This is a genomic window from Ramlibacter aquaticus (assembly GCF_015159745.1).
GTDB lineage: Bacteria > Pseudomonadota > Gammaproteobacteria > Burkholderiales > Burkholderiaceae_C > Ramlibacter > Ramlibacter aquaticus.
The window spans coordinates 1-20,347 of the sequence record NZ_JADDOJ010000076.1 but is presented as its reverse complement, the minus strand read 5'-3'; the positions used below and the strand labels follow the sequence as shown (position 1 = coordinate 20,347).

Here is a 20,347-nt window from a genome sequence, read left to right as displayed (position 1 = left end):
GTCGCGGCGGGCGCGGGCGCAGCGGCTTGCGCGAAGGCGGAGGCGCTCACGAGGAGGGCCAGGGCAACTGCGAGAGAGCGTTTCATGATGTCGATCGTCCTTGTACTTCAGGCCGGATCAGCCGGCTCGACTGGCCCATCTTGCTGTCTGGGCTTGCCAGGCCGGTGGGGTGCACCGGCCCTTGCTTCCACAACGCCAGGCAGCATGCGGCCGTTGACAGCCGCGGTGCGTGGCGCGCGGCGAACGGCGTTGCGTGGGCGGCCAGTTCGCTTGGACGGGAACGGGATTTGCGGCACAGGACATGCCCGGCGGAGAGTGTGGGATTCGAACCCACGGATGTCTCGCGACATCGCCGGTTTTCAAGACCGGTGCATTCAACCGCTCTGCCAACTCTCCGGGTGCCGGATTATCGGCCAAGGCCGGGGTCCACCCGCCGCGTCGCTGCGCCGGCCCATGATTTACTTTAAACAATTTTATCAGTACAATCGTTCAAATCGAAGTATTGCCGGCAACGCAGGACATGACACTGGCACGCGGAAGCATCTTTGTGCTCGATGGCGACACGCTCGCGCGGCAGCACGCCGAGTCCTGCCTGTTGCACCTGGGCTGGTGCGTGAAGGCTTTCGGCGATGGCGCGGACCTGGTGCAGGCCCTGCCCCTGCACCGCCCCGAAGCCGCGCTGGTGGACGTGTCCTCGCCGCAGCTCTCGGGGCACTGGGTGGCGGCCCGCATACGCCGGGCCCTCGCAAGCCGAAGGATGCGCGTGGTGGCCTACACCGCGCTGCACGCGGTGGACCGCGACGCGCTGATCGCCCAGGGCTTCGACGGCGTGCTGCCCAAGCCCGCCCAGCCGCGCGACTTCGCAAGGATGTTCGTCTTTGGCGCGCGCAGCAGCCATTGACCCCCGCCGGTGCGCCGGCAGCCGTTCGGCCCGTGGCCGTTGAAGGAGGGTTGGGATGCAGTACCTGTTGAGGCCCGGCTGGGTGTTCGTGCTGGACGACGACGAGGTGGCCCGCAAGCACGCGGAGGCCTGCCTGCGGCGCCAGGGCTGGCGCGTCCACCTCTTCGCCGATGCCAACAGCTTCGTCGAGGCGATGCTGGTGCAGCCGCCCGAGGCGGCGCTGGTGGACATCTTCCTGCCCCAGGGCGCGGGCACCACCATCGTGTCGCGGCTGCGGCGCAACTCGCGCACCTCCCGCATGCGGGTGGTCGCCTACACCGCGACCTCGCACGACGACCGCGAGCTGCTGATGCACTCCGGCTTCGACGAGGTGCTTTCCAAGCCCGGGCTGCCGCAGGATTTCGAGCGCCTGCTGCCGGCGCCCGAGGCCGTGCCCGACTGAGTCGCAGCACGCCGGCCGCGCCCCACCCACGTCCGGCGGCGCGCCGCCCCGGCCTCAGGCCGGCGTGGCCGGCGCCATGTCGGCTTCGTCGGGCAGGGTCAGCAGGCCGGCGTTGAAGTCGTATTCGTAGACCTCGCCGTAGCGGCCCCACTCGATCGCGATCTCCAGGGCCCGCTTGGCCTCCTCGGCGTCCAGGGATTCCTCCAGCAGCTGGATGAAGGGCTCCTCCTTCATGGAGCCCGCGGCCTCGGCCTCCAGGTCGTGGCGGATGCGCGAGGCCAGCGGCACGTGCAGCAGCAGCTGCTGGCCGAAGATCTCCTGGCGGTGCGGCTGGCTGGCATCGGCATAGCGCTGGCCCAGGGGCGTGAGCGCGATGTCGCCCTTGTCCACCACGGCCAGGCCCAGCAGGCCCAGCGCCTCGTAGGTCGGGAACAGCTCCTCGTCCGGCAGCTCGGCCTCCTCGGCCAGCTGCGGCAGGTCGGCGCGGCCATGGAAGGGCTCGTCGGCCAGCAGGTCCAGCACGGCCTCGATGCGATTCACGTCGGTGTCCGGCAGGCGGTAGTCCACCGCCGCGGCCGCCGCGGGCACCGCCGGCACGTGGACCGGCCGCATGGTCATGAGGCCGTAGACCTCGTCGATGAAGGCCCGCACCTGCGCCGAGTCGGCGTCGCGCGGGCGCGGCAGGTCGATCACGCACTCGCTGCGCACGCGGCCGGGGTCGCTGGAGAGGATGACGATGCGGTCGGCCATCATCACGGCCTCCTCGATGTTGTGCGACACCACCAGGATGCCGCGCGTGGGCATGCTGCGGCTTTCCCACAGCTCCAGGATGTCGGTGCGCAGGGTCTCGCCGGTGAGCACGTCCAGCGCCGAGAAGGCCTCGTCCATCAGCAGCACGTCGGGCTGCGTCACCAGCGCCCGGGCGATGCCCACGCGCTGGCGCATGCCGCCCGAGAGCTCGCGCGGCAGCGCGCCGCCGAAGCCGCTCAGGCCCATGAGGTCCAGCATGGCGTCGGCCCGCTTCTCGCGCTCGGCCGCCGGCACGCCCTGCGCCTCCAGGCCCAGCTCCACGTTCTGCTGCACCGTGAGCCAGGGGAAGAGCGCGAAGGACTGGAACACCATGGAGATGCCGTCCACCGGGCTGTCGACGGGGCGGCCGCGGTAGCTCACGCTGCCGCCGTCGGCCGGGGTCAGCCCGGCCATGATGCGCAGCAGCGTGGACTTGCCCGAGCCGGACTTGCCGAGCAGGGCGACGATCTCGCCCTCCTTCAGCACGAAGTTGACACCGTCGAGCACCCGCCGGGGTGCGCCGTCCGCAGTGCGGAACGATTTGCGGACCTCACGCAGGTCGAGCAGGGATTGGGCCATGGGAGTCACCCGAGTTTGCTGCGGTCTTCCGCCAGCAGGTAGAGCTTGCGCCAGAAGAAGCGGTTGAGGAGCATGACGAAGATGCACATGACGGCGATGCCCAGCGCGATGCGATGGAAGTCGCCCTTGTCGGTCATCTGCTTGATGTAGCTGCCCAGGCCGTCGGCCACCAGCGAGGTCTGGCCCCAGGTCACGTACTCGGAGACGATGCTCGCGTTCCAGGAGCCGCCGCTGGCCGTGATGGCGCCGGTGACGAAGCTGGGGAACACCGCCGGCAGGTAGACACGCTTCCACTTGAGCCAGCCCTTGAGCCCCAGGTTCTCGGCGGCCAGCCGCAGTTCGGTGGGCAGCGTGGAGGCGCCGGCCACCACGTTGAACAGGATGTACCACTGCGTGCCGAAGACCATCAGCGGGCTGAGCCAGATGTTGGGGTTCAGCCGCCAGGTCACGAGCACGTAGACCACCAGCGGGAACATCAGGTTGACCGGGAAGGCGGCCAGGAACTGGGCCAGGGCCTGCACCTTCTGCGACCAGGCCGGCCGCAGGCCGATCCACACCGAGACGGGCACCCAGACCAGCGAGGCGAGCGCGATCAGCACCAGCACGCGCGCCAGGGTGATGAAGCCCAGCCCCAGCACGTGCAGCGCCTCGCGCCCGCCCACCGCGCCGCGCACGTAGGCGAAGAAGGCCCAGGCGGCGGCCAGCCCGGCGAGCACCAGCAGCACGTCCCAGATGCGGCCCCAGGGCCAGCCGCCCACGCGGCGCAGGGCCGGGGCGCGGACCTGCGGCTCGCGCGTGCCGAACCAGCCCAGGGTCTTGCGCATCTGGGCCCAGAAGCGGTCGGTCGCGGCGCGCATGAAGGCGCTGCGCCGGCCCCAGTCCAGCAGCCAGGATTTCTGCGCCGTGTCGCTCTGCGACTCCTCGAAGCGGAACTTGTCGGCCCAGGCCAGCAGCGGGCGGAAGAAGAGCTGGTCGTACAGCACGATGCCGGCCAGCATGGCGACGATCGCCCACAGGATGGCGCGGCCGTCCTCACCGGCGATGGCGACGGCGATGTAGGCGCCTATGCCGGGCAGCTTGATGTCCTGGTTGGCCACCGACACCGCCTCCGCCGCGACCAGGAAGAACCAGCCGCCGGACATGGACATCATCATGTTCCACAGCAGGCCGGGCGTGGCGTAGGGCAGCTCCAGGCGCCAGAAGCGCTGCCAGCCCGAGAGCCGGAACACCCGCGCCGCCTCCCCCAGCTCGGGCGGGATGGTCTTCATCGACTGGTACAGGCTGAAGGCCATGTTCCAGGCCTGCGAGGTGAAGATGGCGAAGATCGCCGCGCACTCCACCCCCAGCAGGTTGCCCGGGAACAGCGCGATGAAGGGCGCGATGGCGATGGCCTGGAAGCCCAGGATGGGCACCGACTGCAGCACGTCCAGCAGCGGGATCAGCACCTTCTCGGCGGCCCGGTACTTGGCCGCCAGGGTCGCGAAGACGAAGCTGAACACCAGCGCGCAGGCCAGCGCGGTGAACATGCGCAGGATGGTGCGCAGCAGGTAGTAGGGCAGCTGCCAGGGGTCCAACGAGATCGGCGTGGGCTCGCCGATGACGAAGGGCCGGCTCATCTGCATGGCGGCGAAGGCCAGCGCCGCCATCACCCCCAGGACGATGGGCAGCAGGGCCCAGTCCCAGCGGTTGGGCGTGGTCGCCAGCAGCGAGGTTCCTGCGCGGCGCGAGGAAAAGACGGAGAACATGCAGTTTCGCGGGCATTGGGCCCGAGGGCGGGGCCGCGGCAGGCGCCGGGCCGTCATCGGGCGGTGGAGGAAGGTGGATCGCCCCCGTCGCCCGAGAATCTGTCAGCGGGATGACACGGTCGTGTCGGTCGCTGAAGGTCCGGACGGCGAGAGCCAGCAACTGGGCGCTGGGTTCATGGCAAGGCCGTCGAGTGGAGGAGGCCGCATTATGCCGCCGCGCGGGCTGAATCCATGCTGACGCGCACGCGCCGTGCGCGGTTTCAGCTCGCGGCCAGCGTGAAGAAGAAGGTCGCGCCCTGCCCCGGATGCGCCTCGGCCCAGATGCGGCCGTGGTGGTGCTCGATGATGCGGCGCAGGGTTGCCAGGCCCACGCCGTGGCCGCTGAAGCTGCCCTGGTCGTGCAGGCGCTGGAACAGCTCGAACAGCCGGTGCGCGTGGGCCATGTCGAAGCCGGCGCCGTTGTCGCGCACGAAATACACGCGGGTGCCGGACGCCGCGGGGTCCGCGGCCGGCATCATGCCGACCTCGATCTGCGCATCCTGCGCGTCGCGCGTGAACTTCCAGGCGTTGCCCAGCAGGTTGTCCATGGCCACGCCCAGCAGGCGCCGGTCGCCCCGCACCGGCAGCGAGGGCGGCACGCGCACGCTCACCCGGCGCAGCGGCTCCTGCTCGCGCAGGTTGCGCTCGCTGGCGCGGGCCAGGTCCGCCAGGTCGACCTCGCCGGGCTCCACCGTGGCCGTGGACACCATGGCCAGGGCCAGCAGGCCGTCCACGGTCTCGTGCATGCGGCGGATGTTGGCGTCCAGCCGGTCCAGCCAGTGCGCGGGCGGCGTGCCGGGGGCGGGCGCCAGGGCCTGGGCCAGCGCACCGGCGTAGCCCTGCACCCGCGAGATGTCGCCGCGCAGGTCGTGCGCCAGCGCGTACGACAGGCCCTCCAGGTCGCGGTTGCGGCGCTGCAGTTCCTCGGTGCGCTCTTCCACCCGGTGCTCCAGCGTGGCATTGAGCTCGCGGATCTCCTGCTCCTGGCGGATCTGCCCGGTCACGTCGCGGAAGATGATGCACACCAGGTCCTGGCCCGAGGGCAGCTGGTACAGGTTGGCCGAGGCCTCGATCTCCACCGGGCCGCGCCGGCAGCGCAGCGCGATGCGGCCGCGGGCGCGGCGCGCGCGCCGCAGTTCGGCCAGGAAGGCCCGCGAGCGCGGGTCCTCGCCCACGTGCAGCAGGCGCACGCCGCCCTGGCGGTTCACCTCCTCCACCGTGTAGCCCATGATCTCCTGGCCGGCCGCATTCATGGACAGGAAGCGGCCGCTGTAGAGCAGGACGACGACGCCGTCCAGGCTGGCCTCGATCAGCTCCCGGTACTCCTGCTGCGTGGCCACCAGTTCCAGCCGCGCCGTGTCCAGTTCGGCCAGCGGCTGGCTCACGGTGCGCACGACGATGGCGCGGTAGATCACCAGGTAGGCCAGCGCCTTGTAGAAATGGCCGATGACGTTGGGGCCGTCGGAGGTTGCCACGTAGCGCGTGAGCGACCACTCGCTCAGGGCCATCAGCCCGCAGGCCAGCATCAGCAGCGGGTGCGACGAGCGGCCGGGCTCCTGCGGCCGGGCCAGGAACAGCAGCGCCGCCGCGAGGTTGATCGCCACGACGACGTACTCGCAGGCCTTCTTGAAGGGGGTCAGCCCCGACCCGGGCACGAAGAACAGCTCGCGCAGCCCCGGCAGCAGGATGCCGGCCGCGCCCACGCCCACGGCCAGCGCCACGGTGATCGCCAGCAGGAGGTGGGCCTGCATGCGGGTGAGCAGCGCACGCCGCCGCGGCAGCGCCAGGTACAGCAGGGCCAGCCCGGCGATGAGGCGGGCGGCCAGGAAGAAGAAGATCGCCTTGCCGCGGCCCGAAGGCCCGAAGAAGGCCGGCATGCCCTCGAAGGACAGCGTGTGCAGCCCGTCCACCAGGGCCACGGCCAGGAAGGCCAGCCAGACCACGGCGTCGGTGTCGCGTCCACGCCGCCCGTAGGCGTTCCAGCCGACCGCGAAGACGATGCTGGCAATGGCGATGGCAGCCATCTCCAGCACCGAATGCACGCCGGCGTTCAGTTCGGTGGGCAGGCGGAACTGCAGCGGCCCGCTGAGCAGCACCCCCAGCACGGCCGTGGCCAGGCCCAGCGCGGCCAGGCTGCGGCGCTGCTCGGGGCTCAGGTCACGCAGGGCTTTCATGGGCTTGGGGGGGTGCGCCGCTTCCTTGTCACCGGGATGTCAATCCAGCCCATCATCATCGCCCCATCCCCGGGCATCGTTGACCTCCATCAAGGCCGGCCGGCCGCCCCGCCCGCGCCCCCGGACGCGAATTCACGGAGCAGCGTGAAGAACTGCACGCCCCGCGCATGCCGGCCCCGGCACCGCGCAGGGATCACAGTATTTATGTTGTATATTGTGATTACACCGATTTAGTTGTTTAACGCGATCATGACCCAGACATCCCACCCCCAGCTGCCCGACCTGCTCGAAGCGGTCTGGGCGGGCGCTGCGCCCGCCAGCCGGCTGGGCAGCCTCGACGACGAGAGCCGGCAGATCGCCGCGCAGGTGCTCTGGATGTGGACGCACACGCGCGGCGTGCCCGGCCGCAGCGCAAGCTGGGCGCAATCCACGGTGCCCGCGGTCCTCTGAGCCATGACCCTGTTTCGCAGTTTCTGGTCCCTGCTGTCGGGGCACGGCTCGCTGGACGATGACCCCGAACTGCCGGGACGGCCGACCCGGCCGCCCGCGCGCACCGACGAGGCCGTGGCCTGCGAAAGGCTGCGCAGCGGCATGCACGCCCTGGCCGTCCAGGCCCACGGCACGGAAGGCCTGCGCTTGCGGCGCCAGATCGAACAGGCCGGCGACCTGCAGTCGCTGTGGTTCCTGCGCAGCAACCTGGCCGCGGCCTTGTCCGAATCGCACGGCGAGCGCTTCGCCATGCACCACATCGAGACCGTGAGTGCGCCCGCGCGCAGCCGCCTGCCGCGCTCGCTGGCGCAGGCGCCGGCGGCACCGCGCCACGCGCCGCCGCACTAGGCGCTCAGAAGCCCAGGCCCGCGCCCAGCCCGAACAGGGTGGCCAGGCCCAGCAGCGCGAACACCGCGGCGGCGACGCCGTGCACCAGCTTCATGGGAATGCGCCCGGCCAGCCGGTCGCCGATGAACACCGCCGGCACGTCCGCAATCAGCATGCCCAGCGTGGTGCCGGCCACCACCAGCACCGGGTTGGGGTAGTGGGCCGCCAGTGCCACCGTGGCGACCTGCGTCTTGTCGCCCATCTCGGCCAGGAAGAAGGTGACCAGCGTCGCGCCGAAGACGCCGAAGCGCTGCGCGACCTGGGCCTCCTCCTCCTCGATCTTGTCGGGCACCAGCGTCCAGGCGGCCATGCCCAGGAAGGACAGGCCCAGCACCCAGCGCATGACCTGCGGGCTCACGTGGCTGGTGATGAAGGCGCCGAGCGCGCCGGCCAGGCCGTGGTTCACCAGCGTGGCGGCCAGGATGCCCAGCACGATGGGCACCGGCTTCTTGAAGCGGGCGGCCAGCAGGAAGGCCAGCAGCTGCGTCTTGTCGCCGATTTCGGCCAGGGCGACGACGCCGGTGGAGATGAGCAGTGATTCCATGGATTGCAGTACGGCCGGGATGACGCGATTGACCACGCCGCACCCCCGGCGCGGCCGGTGTGGCATGGTCAAAGGTCTTGCCAGGTGCGGGACTGCGGGCGCCATGGCCGAAGGCCAAGCATGTTGACGCGCGCCCCTTCGGGGAACGAAGGGCGGCTACTCCCCAATGACCCGCGCATTGTAGCCCCGGCCCGGAAAAAGCCCGGCATTTGCCCGCCTGTTGGAGCCTTGGCCGCGGCCCGCCCGCGCCTATGCTCGTGGCATCGCGACGCTCACTCCCTCGAACGCCATGCAAGACGAATTCCGCATCCTCGCTGCCGCCCACGCCACGGCCGCGGCCCCGCTGCTGCCCGCCTGCGGCGCAGCGCCCGAGCGCCGCGCGCCGGCTGCCAACGAGGAAAGCTTCCTGCGCTCCCGGCAGTTCGCCCGCTTCCGGCGCACCACCCGGCGCCACCTGCTGATGCTGGGCGGCTTCATGGCCGGGGTGTTGCTGCTGGGGGCCTGGGTCGGCCAGGGCACGGGCCAGGGGCCGCTGGCCCTGTCGCTGCTGTACGTGTTCGGCGGCTGCGTGCCGGCCGGGCTGGCCGCGGTGCAGGTTCAGCAGGCGCATTCGGTGGCGCGCGCCTTCGCGCAGCGCCGGCGTGAGCCGCTGGAAGCGGCCTCGCACGTCGCGCCCTGGCGCGAGGCGCTGGCCTTCGCGGCCGGCGCGGCCGCCTTTGCCGGCCTGGCCTACGGCCTGCTCGGCTGAGCCCGGGCGATCGCCTCGAAGTCGGGCAGCGCCACCGCGGCCTCGCGCGTGGTCGCGTAATCGCTGAAGAGTTCGTCCTCGTCCCAGCGCTGGGCCAGCAGGCGGGCCACCGCCTGGGCGGCCGCGCGGCTGCGGCAGGCCTCCAGGGCCGCCGCGCCCAGGCCGGCGCCGCGCGCCGTTTCGTCCAGCACCACCGTGCCGGCCACCGCGGGCACGCGCGCATTGCGCCCGTCCGGGTAGCGGCCCGCGAGCCCGGCACTGGCGAAGCACACCCTGCGCTGCCTGAGCACGAAGCCCTGCGCCAGCACCACCACCGAACCCCGCCGGTAGTCGTAGGCCTGCAGGAATTCATCGGGCAGGGCCTGCATCACCGCGCCCGACCCTTCACGCCGCAGGCCGGCCAGGTACAGCCGCGCGCGTGACGCATCGGCCGGCAGGTCCGGGGCGGCCGTGCCGCCCTCCTCGCGCGTGGCCTCCAGGTTGCGGGTGAAGTCTTCCAGCGGGGCCTGGGCCGCCGCCTGGATCGCGGCGCGCAGGGCCCCGCTCTCGCAGTCGCGCAACTGGCGCGGGCTGGGCTCGTCGCGCGTGGCGACGCGGTCCACCGCCGGGAAGAAGGCGCTGGGCGCACGCGGCCGCAGGCCGGGCCCGGGCTGGTGCGTGAGCCCCAGCTGCGCCTCGCACACCAGGGCGCCGGTGCCGTGCACGCCCGCGCGCAGCGAGCGCACGGAGACGTAGACCGCGCGCCCGGGCTGCGCCGCCGCGTCGCGGTGGGCCGGGGGCAGCTTGTCCTGCAGCCAGGCCTCGATCTCGGGGTTGGACAGGTTGGCGGTGTCGTTCCAGACCTCGAGCGCCGCGGCGGGCAGGGTCGCGGCACACAGGAGGACGGCCAGCAGGGCGCGGGTGGGAGATGGCATGGCGCGAGCTTACGTGCATCCCGGCCGCGGTGCTCGGCCTTGAAACGACGACGGCGCCCGAAGGCGCCGTCGTGGGCGGGCGATGCGCCCGCCTTATTCGGCCACGTGCCCGGCCGGGCGCATGGGCTGGCGGATGAAGGACACCAGCTGCCACAGCATGAAGATCGCGACCAGGGCCAGCAGGGAGCCGCTGATGGGGCGCATCACGAAGTGGCTGAAGTCACCGCGGCTGATCAGCAGCGCGCGGCGGAAGTTCTCCTCCAGCATGGGGCCCAGGATGAAGCCCAGCAGCAGCGGCGCCGGCTCCAGCTTCAGGCGCAGGAACAGGTAGCCCACCAGGCCGAAGGTGGCCGTGATGAAGATGTCGTCCAGGTTGTTGTTGATGCTGAAGGTGCCCACGCAGCAGAAGAACAGGATGGACGGGAACAGCACGGTGTACGGGATCTTGAACACCGACAGCCAGAAGCGCACCAGCGGCACGTTCAGCACGACCAGGAACACGTTGCCGATCCACATGGAGGCCACCAGGCCCCAGAACAGGTCGGGGTGGGAGGCGATCATGTTCGGGCCGGGCTGAATGCCCTTGACGATGAAGGCCGCCAGCATCAGCGCCATGACCGCGTTCTCCGGGATGCCGATGGCCATGAGCGGGATGAAGCTGGTGCGCGCGGCGGCTTCGTCGGCGGCGGCCTGGCCGGCCACGCCCTCGATCGCGCCGTTGCCGATCTCGTGCTTGTACTTGCTGAACTTCTTCTCGGCCGCGTAGGCGCCGAACTGGGCCAGGGTCGGGCCACCGCCCGGCAGGATGCCCAGGAAGGAGCCGATGATGGAGCCGCGCAGCGCGCTGGGGATGATGCGCTTGAACTCAGGCCAGGTCGGGATCAGGTTGATCTTGCCGTTGAAGGGGGTCTGGGTGCTCTTGGCGTCCAGGTTCTTGATGATCTCGGCGATGCCGAAGCAGCCCAGGGCCACGCTCACCAGGCCGACGCCGTCGGCCAGGAAGGGCATGTCCATGGTGAAGCGGGCCACGCCCGAGTTGACGTCGGTGCCGATGGAGCCGAGCAGCACGCCGATCAGGCTCATCGCCAGCCCGTTGAGCAGCGAGCCGGTGGTCACGAAGCTCACGCACACGAAACCCACCAGCATGAGCGCGCAGTAGTCGGCCGGGCCGAACAGGAAGGCGACCTCGCCCAGCTTGGGGGCCAGGGTCGCCAGCACGATGATGGCCACGGTGCCGCCGATGAAGCTGGAGATGCCGGCGGTGAACAGCGCGAGGCCGGTCTTGCCGTTGAGCGTCATCTGGAAGCCGTCGATGCAGGCCACGATGGAGCTGGCGTGCGGGATCTTCATGGTGATCGCCGACACGCTGTCGCCGTACTGGGCGCCGTAGTAGATGCCGGCCAGCATGATGAGCGCGCCACCGGTGGGGATGGAGTACGTGAGCGGCAGCAGCAGCGAGATGGTCGCCAGCGGGCCCAGGCCGGGCAGCAGGCCCACCAGCGTGCCCACCACGCAGCCGATCGCGCAGTACATCAGGTTGTGGATCGTCAGCGCGTGCCCGAAGCCGAACGCCAGGTTGGAGAGGATTTCTTGCATGGGGTTCTCAGAACAGGGGCAGGTTGACGCCCAGGCCCTTGGCCATGGCGAAGGCGATGGCCAGCAGGCCCACGCAAAGCTTGATGTTGCGCACCACCGAGTAGGAGGTGCCGGCGAAGGTCGAGCAGAAGACCATGAAGATGATGCCGGCCGTCATGTTGACGTGCTCCGAGATCAGCGCGAAGCCGCACAGGCTGCCGATCACCAGCGCCACGTTCTTGAAGTTGAAGTGCATGGCCTCGGGGGCCATCATGCGCGCCCGCACCACGGTGGCGATGCCGATCAGACCGAGCAGGCAGGCGATCATCAGCGGGAACAGGCCCGGGCCGGCGCGGCTGAAGCTGCCGATGTCGTAGCGCGTCGACCAGATGCCGAACACGAGGGAGATCGCCAGCAGGTACAGGCCGCGGGCGAGGTTCTGGTTGATCATGGGCAAGGCATGGACAAGTTGAAGGGGATCCTGCGAGCGTAGGGCCCGCGGGGTGCTGCGATGCTACGTGTTATCGCGTAGCAAGTCAGCGCCAGGTCAGTGCTCCCGTGCGATGGCGTCTCAGGGTTGACCCTGAGACGCGCCCGGCCGCTCAAGCGGCTTCGAGCTGCGCGATGCTGGAAAGCAGGTCGGTGAAACGCTCGCCCTGCACCACCACGTGGCCGCGCGTGGCCTCCATCGCGCGCGCCTCGTCGCCCGCGCGCACCGCGTCCAGGATGGCCTGGTGCTCGTCGAAGGAGCGCTGCAGCCGGTTGCGCACCCGCAGCTGGAGGCGGCGGTAGGGCCGCAGTCGGCGTTGCAGCGCGTGCGCCTGTTCGCCCAGGAACTCATTGCGGGAGGCCGCGTACAGCGCGGTGTGGAAGCGCTCGTTGGCGTAGAAGTAGGCGTCGGGATCGCGTTCGGCGGCCGCACTGCGGCAGGCCTGGTGGGCTTCGTCCAGGCGCTGCAGGTCCGCTTCGGCGGAGCGCCGCGCGGCCAGCCGGGCGCACATGGCCTCGAGTTCGGCCATCACCTCGAACATCTCCAGCAGGCGCTGCGGCGACACGCTGGCCACCACGGCCCCACGGCGCGGCCGGATCTCGATCAGGCCTTCGCCCGCCAGCAGGCTCAGGGCTTCGCGGATGGGGGTGCGGGACACCCCGAAGCGCTGGGCCAGCTCGATTTCGTCCAGGTGGGTGCCCGGCAGCAGCTTGCCGGTGGCGACCTCTTCCTCGATCGCTTCACGCAGCGTTTCTGACAGTCGGCTCATCCCGCCAGTCTATTCGTGTACAAGATTACGGGCAAATGAATACAAACACGTCGGCAAATTATACAATTTGGCCTTATCATGAATGCCCGACTTGGGCCGCCGGCCGAAGCGGCGCCCCACCCCGTCACCTGGAGACCCGGTCGATGAACCACCCCGGCACCGGCATCGCGCCCTGGAACAACCGGGCCCGCCGCCGCGCCCAGCGCCTGGCCCGCGCCGCCGAGGCCCTGGGCCCTGCGCTAGGCGGCGACTGCGGTGGCAAGCGCGTGGCGACCGCCAGCGCCGTGGCCCTGCTCTCGGCCGTGATCGAGAGCGGCGACCGCGTCTGCCTGGAAGGCAACAACCAGAAGCAGGCCGACTTCCTGGCCAAGGCCCTGGTGCAGCTGGACCCGGCCCAGGTGAACGACCTGCACATGGTGCAGTCGGTCATCTCGCTGCCCGAGCACCTGGACGTGTTCGAGAACGGCATCGCCAGCCGGCTGGACTTCTCCTTCTCCGGCCCGCAGGGCGGGCGGCTGGCCAAACTGCTCTCGCAGGGGCGGCTGTCGATCGGCGCGATCCACACCTACCTGGAGCTGTTCGGGCGCTACTTCGTGGACCTCACGCCGCAGGTGGCGCTGGTGGCCGCGCATTCCGTGGACGCGGAGGGCAACCTCTACACCGGCGCCAACACCGAGGACACGCCCGTCATCGCCGAGGCCACGGCCTTCTCCGGCGGCATCCTGGTCGCGCAGGTGAACGAGGTGGTCGACAAGGTGCCGCGGGTGGACATCCCGGCCGGCTGGGTGGACTTCGTGGTGCAGGCGCCGCGCCCCAACCTGATCGAGCCGCTGTTCACGCGCGATCCCGCCCAGATCTCCGAGATCCAGGTGCTGATGGCCATGATGGCGATCAAGGGCATCTACGCCGAGTACGGCGTGCAGCGCCTGAACCACGGCATCGGCTTCGACACCGCGGCCATCGAGCTGCTGCTGCCGACCTACGCCGAGTCGCTGGGCCTGAAGGGGAAGATCTGCCGCCACTGGGCACTGAACCCGCACCCGGCGCTGATCCCGGCCATCGAGGCGGGCTGGGTGCAGTCCATCCATTCCTTCGGCTCCGAACTGGGCATGGAGGACTACATCCGCGCCCGCTCCGACGTGTTCTTCACCGGGGCCGACGGCTCGCTGCGCAGCAACCGCGCCTTCTGCCAGGCGGCCGGCCATTACGCCTGCGACCTGTTCATAGGCTCCACGCTGCAGATGGACCTGGCCGGCAACAGCTCCACCGCCACGGCGGGCCGCATCACCGGCTTCGGCGGCGCGCCCAACATGGGCGCCGACGCGCGCGGCCGCCGCCATTCGAGCCCCGCCTGGCTGAAGGCCGGCCGCGAGGCGCGCGACGGCCTGGGCGGCGCGCGCGGCACGCCGCGCGGCCAGAAGCTGGTGGTGCAGATGGTGGAGACCTTCCGCGAGCACATGCAGCCCGCCTTCGTCGAGACCCTGGACGCCTGGGAACTCGCGCGGCAGGCGAAGATGGACCTGCCGCCGGTGATGATCTACGGCGAGGACGTGACGCACGTGCTGACCGAGGAAGGCATCGCCAACCTGCTGCTGTGCCGCACCGACGAGGAGCGCGAGCAGGCGATCCGTGGCGTGGCCGGCTACACGCCGGTGGGCCTGGCGCGCGACCGCCGCATGGTGGAGAACCTGCGCGACCGCGGCGTGATCCGCCGCCCCGCCGACCTGGGCGTGGACGTGCGGCTGGCCACGCGCAACCTGCTCGCGGCCCGCTCCATGCGCGAGCTCTCGCTCGCCTCCGGCGGGCTGTACCGTCCGCCCGCGCGATTCCGCAACTGGTGAGGTGCCCACGATGTCCGGCATGGAAACCCTGAACTACGAATTCCCCGGCACGCAGCCGGCCGCGGCCTTCGCGCCGGTGCTGGTGGGCGTGGTCGCCTCCGGCAACCTGGAGGTGCTGGTGGAGCCCGCGCCGGGGGCCCGCTGCGCCTTCCGCATCGAGACCTCGGCCCGCGGCTTCGGCCCGATCTGGGAAGCGGTGGTGCGTGACTTCCACGCCCGCCACCCGCTGGCCGGGGCCACCGTCTCCATCCACGACATGGGCGCGACGCCCGCGGTGGTGAGCCTGCGCCTGGAACAGGCCGCCGCCAGCCTGCCCCGGAGGGCCCCATGAACACCCCCCTGACATCAACCGCCGCGGCAGCGACGGCCCTGCCCCACGTCAGCTGGGCCGAATGCAGCGCGCGCGAACGGCTCGCGCGGCTGCTGGACGCGGGCAGCTTCCACGAGTGGCTGCCGCCCGCCGCCCGCGTGATGAGCCCGCACCTGGCCCAGCTCTCGGTGCCCAGCGCCTTCGACGACGGCGTGGCCATAGGCCGCGCGCGCCTGGACGGCCTGCCGGTGTTCGTCGCCGCGCAGGAGGGCGAGTTCATGGGCGGCGGCGTGGGCGAGGTGCACGGCGCCAAGCTCACCGGCCTGTTGCGGCGCGCCCTGATCGAGTGGCCCGTCGCCGTGCTGCTGCTGGCCGAATCGGGCGGGGTGCGCCTGCACGAGGCCAACGCCGGGCTGATCGCGGTGTCCGAGGTGATGCGGGCGGTGCTGGACGTGCGCAACGCCGGCATTCCGGTCCTCGCCCTCATCGGCGGGGCGAACGGCTGCTTCGGCGGCATGGGCATCGTCGCGCGCTGCTGCGACCGCGTCGTGATGAGCGACATCGGACGCCTCGCCATGTCCGGGCCCGAAGTGATCGAGGCCTCGCACGGCGTGGAGGAATTCGACGCCAAGGACCGCGGCCTGGTCTGGCGCACCACGGGCGGCAAGCACCGCTGGCTCAGCGGCGACTGCGACCTGCTGGTGGACGACGACGTGCAGGCCTTCCGCGACGCGGCGCTGGCCTGCCTGCGGCGCCCGGACGCCTCCCGCCCGGTCACGCTCGAAGGCCTGGAGCAGGAACATGCCGCCCTGGCCGCACGCCTGGCGTTGGCCGGGGACGAAGCCGAGGCCATGGCCTTCTGGCGGCTGCTCGGCATCGCCGAGGCCGCCAGCATTCCCGAACTCGAGGCCTCGCAGGTGCGCGCGCTGCGCCCCGCCGCGGTCCTCCCCCTGGCCGCCTGAGGAGCCCCCTATGCAATGGCAAGACCTGGCCCGCGCACTTTTCGGCGAGGACCACCGCATCCGCCAGCAGGGCGAGCTGCTCGCCGGCGAGGCCGACTTCGACGGCGGCACGCTGGCCGTGGTCGGCACCACCGGCCACGCGCCCATCGGCGTGGCGCTCGCGCTGGCGCAGGCCCGCGTGGTGCTGGACACGCTGCGCGACCACCCCGGCCGCACCCTGCTGCTGCTGATCGACACGCAGGGGCAGCAGCTGCGCCGCCAGGACGAGATGCTGGGCATCAACCGCGCGATGGCGCACCTGGGCTGCTGCATCGACCTGGCGCGCCGCCGCGGCCACCGCGTGCTGGGGCTGGTGTACGACCAGGCGCTGTCCGGCGGCTTCATCACGTCCGGCCTGGTGGCCGATGCCTGCGATGCGCTGCCCGAGGCCGAGATCCGCGTCATGCGCATCCCGGCCATGGCGCGCGTGACCAAGCTGCCGGAGGACCTGCTCACGCAGCTGTCGCAGTCGAACCCGGTGTTCGCCCCCGGGGTGGCCAATTACGTGGCCATGGGCGGCGTGCGCGCGCTGTGGCAGGGCGACCTGCGGGCCGCGCTGGCCGAGGCGCTCGCCAGCGCCAGCCCCCAGGACCTGCGCGCACGCGATGGCGCCGCCCGTGGCGGCCGCCGGCTGGCGCAGTCGGTGATCGAGCAGGTGCTCGCCGCCTGAGGCACGCATGGCGCAGACCTGCCCGCGCCACGCACTGGCCTGGATCTCGCCCCCGGCCTGGGCCGCGCTGCGGCAGGAGGCGCCGGACGCCGTCGCGCGCGAGTGCCTGGACTGGTGGGCCGCGCAGCGGCTGCCGCTGGTGGTGACGCGGCAGGCCCCCGGGGATGCACGGCTGGCCCTGGGCCTGGCGGCGCCCGAGCGCTGGGGCCGGCGCAAGCTGGCCGTGCGCTGCGCCCTGGACGATGTGGTGGCGCAAGGAGACTTTCCCGCCGCGGCCGCGGCCGGGCCGCTGCTGGCGCCGGCGCTGCAGCCGGCCTGGCGCCGCCTGTGCGGGGACCTGCAGGCCCTGGGCTGCACGGCCCGCGTGCACGGCAGCCACGGCTGGCAGCTGCTGAGCGGGCTGCCCCACCTGCGGGAGGGCTCGGACCTGGACCTGCTGCTGCCCGTGGCCAGCGGCGCGCAGGCCGATGCGGTCACCGGGTTGCTGCAGGGCTGGGCCTGGGACGGCCCGCGCCTGGACGGCGAATTGCTGCTGCCCGGCGGCGCCGGCGTGGCCTGGCGCGAGTGGCAGGCCCTGTGCGAAGGCCGGGTCGCTGCCGTGCTGGCCAAGCGGCTGGAGGGCGTGGCGCTGGAGTCGCGCGCGATGGCCCTGGGCGGGGGAAGGCCCGAGGCGGCCGAACTGGCCGATCGCACGTCGGCCCTGCAGGAAGGCCTGGAATGAGCGCCCCCGCACGCCGATGGCGCATGGGGGACGTCCCGGCACGGCCGGTCCCCCCGGGGGGGGTGGCGCTGGCGCCGGGCCGGCCCGGCGCCGCATCGGCGGACGCGGACGCCGCCGCCGGGGCCTTTCCGGCCCCGCGCGAACTGGGGCGCCTGGCCACGCTGGCGCTCTACCACGAGCTGGCGCTGGCCCCCAAGCCGGGGCTGGTCTCCTTTGCCGACACCGGCAGCCATGCCGACATGGACGCCAGCACCTTCATGCGCAGCCTGTTCGCGCTGCGCAGCTATTTCCCCGCCATCGCCCAGGCCGGCGCCCACGGTGCCTCCATGGACGCGCTGCAGGCCCTGGGCCTGCAGGCCGAGGCCCGCATGATGACAGCGACAGGCGGCACCAACACGCACCGCGGCGCGATCTTCACGCTGGGCCTGCTCTGCGCCGCCGCCGGCCGGGCCGGCGCCCGCCAGGCGCCCCGCACGCCGCAGGCCGTGCAGGACGCGCTGCTGGAGGGCTGGGGCGAGGCCCTGGCCCTGCGCGCACGGCGCGCGGCCGCGCTGCCGCCCGTGTCCAAGGGCCAGCGCGTCGCCCAGGCCCTGGGCCTGCGCAGCGCGGGCGAGGAAGCGGCACTGGGCTTTCCCGTGCTCTTCGGCAGCACGCTGCCGGCGCTGCGCGAGGCCCGCCGCGCCCTGGGCAGCGGCGAGGCGGCGCTGGTGCACGCGCTCATGGCCACCATCGCCGTGCTGGACGACACCAACCTCGCCCACCGCGGCGGCGCCGCGGGCCTGGCCTTCGCCCAGGACGAGGCGCGTGCCTTCATGACGGCCGGCGGGGCGCTGCAGGCGGGCTGGCGGGCGCGCGCCTGGGCCCTGCACCACCGCTTCGTGGCCCGCCGCCTCTCGCCCGGTGGCGCGGCCGACCTGCTGGGCTGCGCCTGGTGGCTGGACCGGGTGTGCGCGCCATGAGCGTCGCCCTGCTCTTCTCCGGCCAGGGCTCGCAGCACGCCGCCATGCTGCCCTGGCTGGACACGGCCGCGCCCGCGCAGCCGGTGCTGCAGGCCCTGGGCCGCACCCTGGGCACGCCCGCGTGGCGCACCCTGCTGGACGACGGCGCCTGCCGTTCGCGCAATGCCGTGGCCCAGCCGCTGGTCACGGGCACCGCGCTCGCGGCCTGGGCCGTCATGGCGCCGCTGCTGCCCGAGGACCCGGTGGTGGTCGCGGGCTACAGCATCGGCGAGCTGCCCGCCTGCGCGGCGGCGGGCGTCTTCACCCCGGACGAGGCCCTGCAGCTCGCCGCCGGGCGGGCCCGCCTGATGGACGCCGCCGTCGCCGGCCACGACACCGGCATGCTGGCCATCAGCCAGGTCCCGCGCGAGCAGGTGTTGGCCGCGGTGCCGGGGCTGGAATGCGCGATCCGCATCGACCCCGACAACAACGTCTACGGCGGCTCGCGCGAGGCCCTGCAGCGGGCCGAGGCGGCGCTGGCCGGGCGGGCCCAGTTCAAGCCGATCTGCGTCGCGCTGGCTTCGCACACGGCCTGGATGCGCCCCGCCGTCGCGGGCTTCGCCCAGCTGCTCGCCGCCCTGCCCTTGGCCGCGCCCCGCTGCCCGGTGGCGATGAACGCCACCGGCGGCACGCTGCGCGAACCGGCCCGCATCGCCCTGGCCTTGTCGGCGCAGCTCGCGCAGGCCGTCCAGTGGGACGCCTGCATGGCGGCGGTGGCCGAGCGCCGGCCCGGCTGCGTGCTGGAGATCGGCGGCGGCCAGGCCCTGGCCCGCATGTGGGCCACGCGCCACCCCGACATCCCGGCGCGTTCGCTGGACGACTTCCGCAGCCCCGAGGGCGCGGCGGACTGGGTGCGCCGGCAGGGCTGAACGCGGGCCGGCGCGCGTCCTTCAGCCGCCGGCCTGCACCACCCCGCCGGCCACCACGAACCGGCCGGCGCCCAAGTGGTGCAGGGTCTGCAGCGCGCTGTTGTCCTCGCGGAAATCCCAGTGGCCGCCGCTGAAGATGCGGGCGTCCGCGGCCGCCGACACCACCTCGGCGAAGCAGGTGTCGTAGGCGTCCTCGGTGTGGCGTTCGGGCAGCAGCCTGCATTCCATCCAGGCCGCGCAGCCGGCCTCGATCACCGGCATGCCCAGCACCGGGCCCGACCGGTGCGCGACGCCGTGGCGGGCGAACTTGTCGGTGCCGTCGCGGCCGCTGCAGCTGCCCACGGCGTAGGTGAAGTCCAGCAGCGCGGCGCCGGGCACGCAGATCGCGAAGCCGCCGCTGGCAGCGGCCAGTTCGCGCGTGAAGGTCTTCTTGTCGATCACCACCGCGATGCGCGGCGGCGTGAACTCCACCGGCATGGACCAGGCGGCGGCCATGACGTTGCAACGCCCGCCGTGCGCGCTGGTGACCAGCACGGTGGGGCCATGGTTGATGAGGCGGCTGGCGTGGCGCAGCTCGACCGGACGGAAATCGCTGTTCATGCAAGCAATCGTAAACAGCCTGAAACGTTCAGCTTGTGTTCATGCTGAGCCATGCATCATTCCGCCATCACAGACGCAAGGAGCGACACATGCAAAAGAAGACCCTGCTCATCCCCGCCCTGGCCGTCCTCGCGCTGGGCGCACAGGCCGAGACCTACTTCGACCAGGCGCGCGTGCGCAGTGCCGAGCCGCAGTACGAAAGCGTCACCGTGCCCCGCCAGCAGTGCAGCACCCAGGTGGTGAACCAGGTGCAGCAGGTCAACAGCGGCGGCGAGCGCAACTACGGCGGCGCCGTGCTCGGCGGCGTCGCGGGCGCGCTCATCGGCAACCAGGTCGGCGGCGGCCATGGCCGCGAAGCCGCCACCGCGCTGGGCGCCGTGGTGGGTGCCTTCACCGGCGACAACCTGGCCAACCAGAACCGCAGCGGCCCGCAGTACGTGGAGACGCCGCGCGAAGTGCGCACCTGCCAGACCGTCAACGAGGTGCAGAACCGCATCACCGGCTGGCGCGTGAACTACGAGTACAAGGGCGTGGCGGGCACGACCATGATGGCGCAGCAGCCGGGGCCGACCATCCGGGTGCGGGTGGCGGTGGATCCTGCTTGAGGATCCACGCTGGGGTTGCTGGGCCCCGGCGGGTTGCTCCCGGGGCCTGGGTCTCGGTGCCTGGTCCACGGTACTTGGCTGCGGGGCTGGGTTTGAAGTTCGTTGAATGAGGTTTGGCCCCTCCGGGGCGGGCCCCCACTCTCCCCC

The 20,347-nt window shown here is 71.9% G+C and carries 22 protein-coding genes, 1 tRNA gene and 1 riboswitch; of the genes, 13 read left to right on the top strand and 10 right to left on the bottom strand.

The genetic code is table 11. The annotated features are described in order from the left end of the window. Positions 1-309 precede the first annotated feature (309 nt). Positions 310-396 (bottom strand) — tRNA-Ser (locus IM725_RS15935). 124 nt (positions 397-520) lie between these two features. On the opposite strand from IM725_RS15935, the gene IM725_RS15930 reads away from it, so the two are divergent. Next, positions 521-901 (top strand): response regulator, encoded by a 381-nt coding sequence (locus IM725_RS15930; protein ID WP_193781622.1) that lies wholly within the window; start codon positions 521-523, stop codon positions 899-901. 55 nt (positions 902-956) lie between these two features. After that, the gene (locus IM725_RS15925; RefSeq protein WP_193781621.1) at positions 957-1,343 is read left to right on the top strand and encodes a response regulator; all 387 of its coding nucleotides are present in this window, start codon (positions 957-959) and stop codon (positions 1,341-1,343) included. Between the two features lie 54 nt (positions 1,344-1,397). Here IM725_RS15925 and IM725_RS15920 read toward each other — a convergent pair whose 3' ends face one another. From IM725_RS15920 to IM725_RS15910, 3 genes are all read right to left on the bottom strand, one after another. Continuing rightward, positions 1,398-2,711 (bottom strand): ABC transporter ATP-binding protein, encoded by a 1,314-nt coding sequence (locus IM725_RS15920; RefSeq protein WP_193781620.1) that lies wholly within the window; start codon positions 2,709-2,711, stop codon positions 1,398-1,400. Between the two features lie 5 nt (positions 2,712-2,716). Beyond that, positions 2,717-4,456: an ABC transporter permease gene (locus IM725_RS15915; RefSeq protein ID WP_193781619.1), complete on the bottom strand. Its 1,740-nt coding sequence runs from the start codon at positions 4,454-4,456 to the stop codon at positions 2,717-2,719. A gap of 260 nt (positions 4,457-4,716) precedes the next feature. Continuing rightward, positions 4,717-6,669: an MASE3 domain-containing protein gene (locus tag IM725_RS15910; protein ID WP_193781618.1), complete on the bottom strand. Its 1,953-nt coding sequence runs from the start codon at positions 6,667-6,669 to the stop codon at positions 4,717-4,719. 249 nt (positions 6,670-6,918) lie between these two features. Between IM725_RS15910 and IM725_RS15905 the strand changes: the two genes are divergently transcribed. Beyond that, entirely contained in the window at positions 6,919-7,119 is a 201-nt protein-coding gene (locus IM725_RS15905) for a hypothetical protein (protein WP_193781617.1), read from the top strand. Positions 7,120-7,122: 3 nt separating this feature from the next. Further along, entirely contained in the window at positions 7,123-7,506 is a 384-nt protein-coding gene (locus IM725_RS15900; protein WP_193781616.1) for a hypothetical protein, read from the top strand. 4 nt (positions 7,507-7,510) lie between these two features. Here the strand turns inward: IM725_RS15900 and IM725_RS15895 are convergent, their stop codons facing one another. Further along, entirely contained in the window at positions 7,511-8,089 is a 579-nt protein-coding gene (locus tag IM725_RS15895) for a TMEM165/GDT1 family protein (protein WP_193781615.1), read from the bottom strand. A 7-nt stretch (positions 8,090-8,096) separates the two neighbouring features. Then, a riboswitch (yybP-ykoY riboswitch) is annotated at positions 8,097-8,271 on the bottom strand. 107 nt (positions 8,272-8,378) lie between these two features. Here IM725_RS15895 and IM725_RS15890 point away from each other — a divergent pair. Beyond that, positions 8,379-8,837 carry a hypothetical protein gene (locus IM725_RS15890; RefSeq protein ID WP_193781614.1) on the top strand — a complete coding sequence of 153 codons (459 nt, stop codon included), beginning with the start codon at positions 8,379-8,381 and terminating at the stop codon, positions 8,835-8,837. Here IM725_RS15890 and IM725_RS15885 read toward each other — a convergent pair. From IM725_RS15885 to IM725_RS15870, 4 genes are all read right to left on the bottom strand, one after another. Next, on the bottom strand, positions 8,819-9,751 hold the full coding sequence (locus IM725_RS15885; RefSeq protein ID WP_193781613.1) for a hypothetical protein: 933 nt from the start codon (positions 9,749-9,751) through the stop codon (positions 8,819-8,821). The genes IM725_RS15890 and IM725_RS15885 overlap by 19 nt on opposite strands. Positions 9,752-9,844: 93 nt before the next feature. After that, a complete protein-coding gene (locus IM725_RS15880) occupies positions 9,845-11,347 on the bottom strand; it encodes a tripartite tricarboxylate transporter permease (RefSeq protein ID WP_193781612.1) in 1,503 nt (500 codons plus the stop codon). Positions 11,348-11,354: 7 nt separating this feature from the next. Further along, a complete protein-coding gene (locus tag IM725_RS15875; RefSeq protein WP_193781611.1) occupies positions 11,355-11,777 on the bottom strand; it encodes a tripartite tricarboxylate transporter TctB family protein in 423 nt (140 codons plus the stop codon). A 151-nt stretch (positions 11,778-11,928) separates the two neighbouring features. Continuing rightward, positions 11,929-12,585: a GntR family transcriptional regulator gene (locus IM725_RS15870; RefSeq protein ID WP_193781610.1), complete on the bottom strand. Its 657-nt coding sequence runs from the start codon at positions 12,583-12,585 to the stop codon at positions 11,929-11,931. Between the two features lie 143 nt (positions 12,586-12,728). Here IM725_RS15870 and mdcA point away from each other — a divergent pair, with 143 nt between their 5' ends. From mdcA to IM725_RS15835, 7 genes are read left to right on the top strand one after another with little or no spacing between them, the layout of a single operon-like run. Then, the gene (mdcA, locus tag IM725_RS15865) at positions 12,729-14,426 is read left to right on the top strand and encodes a malonate decarboxylase subunit alpha (protein ID WP_193781609.1); all 1,698 of its coding nucleotides are present in this window, start codon (positions 12,729-12,731) and stop codon (positions 14,424-14,426) included. Positions 14,427-14,445: 19 nt separating this feature from the next. Then, positions 14,446-14,757 (top strand): malonate decarboxylase acyl carrier protein, encoded by a 312-nt coding sequence (gene mdcC, locus IM725_RS15860; protein WP_193781608.1) that lies wholly within the window; start codon positions 14,446-14,448, stop codon positions 14,755-14,757. Further along, positions 14,754-15,698: a biotin-independent malonate decarboxylase subunit beta gene (locus tag IM725_RS15855; protein ID WP_193781607.1), complete on the top strand. Its 945-nt coding sequence runs from the start codon at positions 14,754-14,756 to the stop codon at positions 15,696-15,698. The genes mdcC and IM725_RS15855 overlap by 4 nt, the downstream gene beginning before the upstream one ends. Before the next feature lie 10 nt (positions 15,699-15,708). Continuing rightward, entirely contained in the window at positions 15,709-16,407 is a 699-nt protein-coding gene (locus tag IM725_RS15850; RefSeq protein ID WP_193781606.1) for a biotin-independent malonate decarboxylase subunit gamma, read from the top strand. 7 nt (positions 16,408-16,414) lie between these two features. Then, entirely contained in the window at positions 16,415-17,128 is a 714-nt protein-coding gene (mdcG, locus tag IM725_RS15845) for a malonate decarboxylase holo-[acyl-carrier-protein] synthase (protein WP_193781605.1), read from the top strand. Continuing rightward, positions 17,125-18,087 carry a triphosphoribosyl-dephospho-CoA synthase MdcB gene (gene mdcB / locus IM725_RS15840; RefSeq protein ID WP_227753865.1) on the top strand — a complete coding sequence of 321 codons (963 nt, stop codon included), beginning with the start codon at positions 17,125-17,127 and terminating at the stop codon, positions 18,085-18,087. Before mdcG ends, mdcB begins: the two co-directional genes overlap by 4 nt. After that, the gene (locus tag IM725_RS15835) at positions 18,084-18,995 is read left to right on the top strand and encodes an acyltransferase domain-containing protein (protein WP_193781604.1); all 912 of its coding nucleotides are present in this window, start codon (positions 18,084-18,086) and stop codon (positions 18,993-18,995) included. The genes mdcB and IM725_RS15835 overlap by 4 nt, the downstream gene beginning before the upstream one ends. A 21-nt stretch (positions 18,996-19,016) precedes the next feature. Here the strand turns inward: IM725_RS15835 and IM725_RS15830 are convergent, their stop codons facing one another. After that, entirely contained in the window at positions 19,017-19,595 is a 579-nt protein-coding gene (locus IM725_RS15830; protein WP_193781603.1) for a flavin reductase family protein, read from the bottom strand. A gap of 89 nt (positions 19,596-19,684) precedes the next feature. On the opposite strand from IM725_RS15830, the gene IM725_RS15825 reads away from it, so the two are divergent. Next, positions 19,685-20,200: a glycine zipper 2TM domain-containing protein gene (locus IM725_RS15825; RefSeq protein ID WP_193781602.1), complete on the top strand. Its 516-nt coding sequence runs from the start codon at positions 19,685-19,687 to the stop codon at positions 20,198-20,200. Positions 20,201-20,347 lie beyond the last annotated feature (147 nt).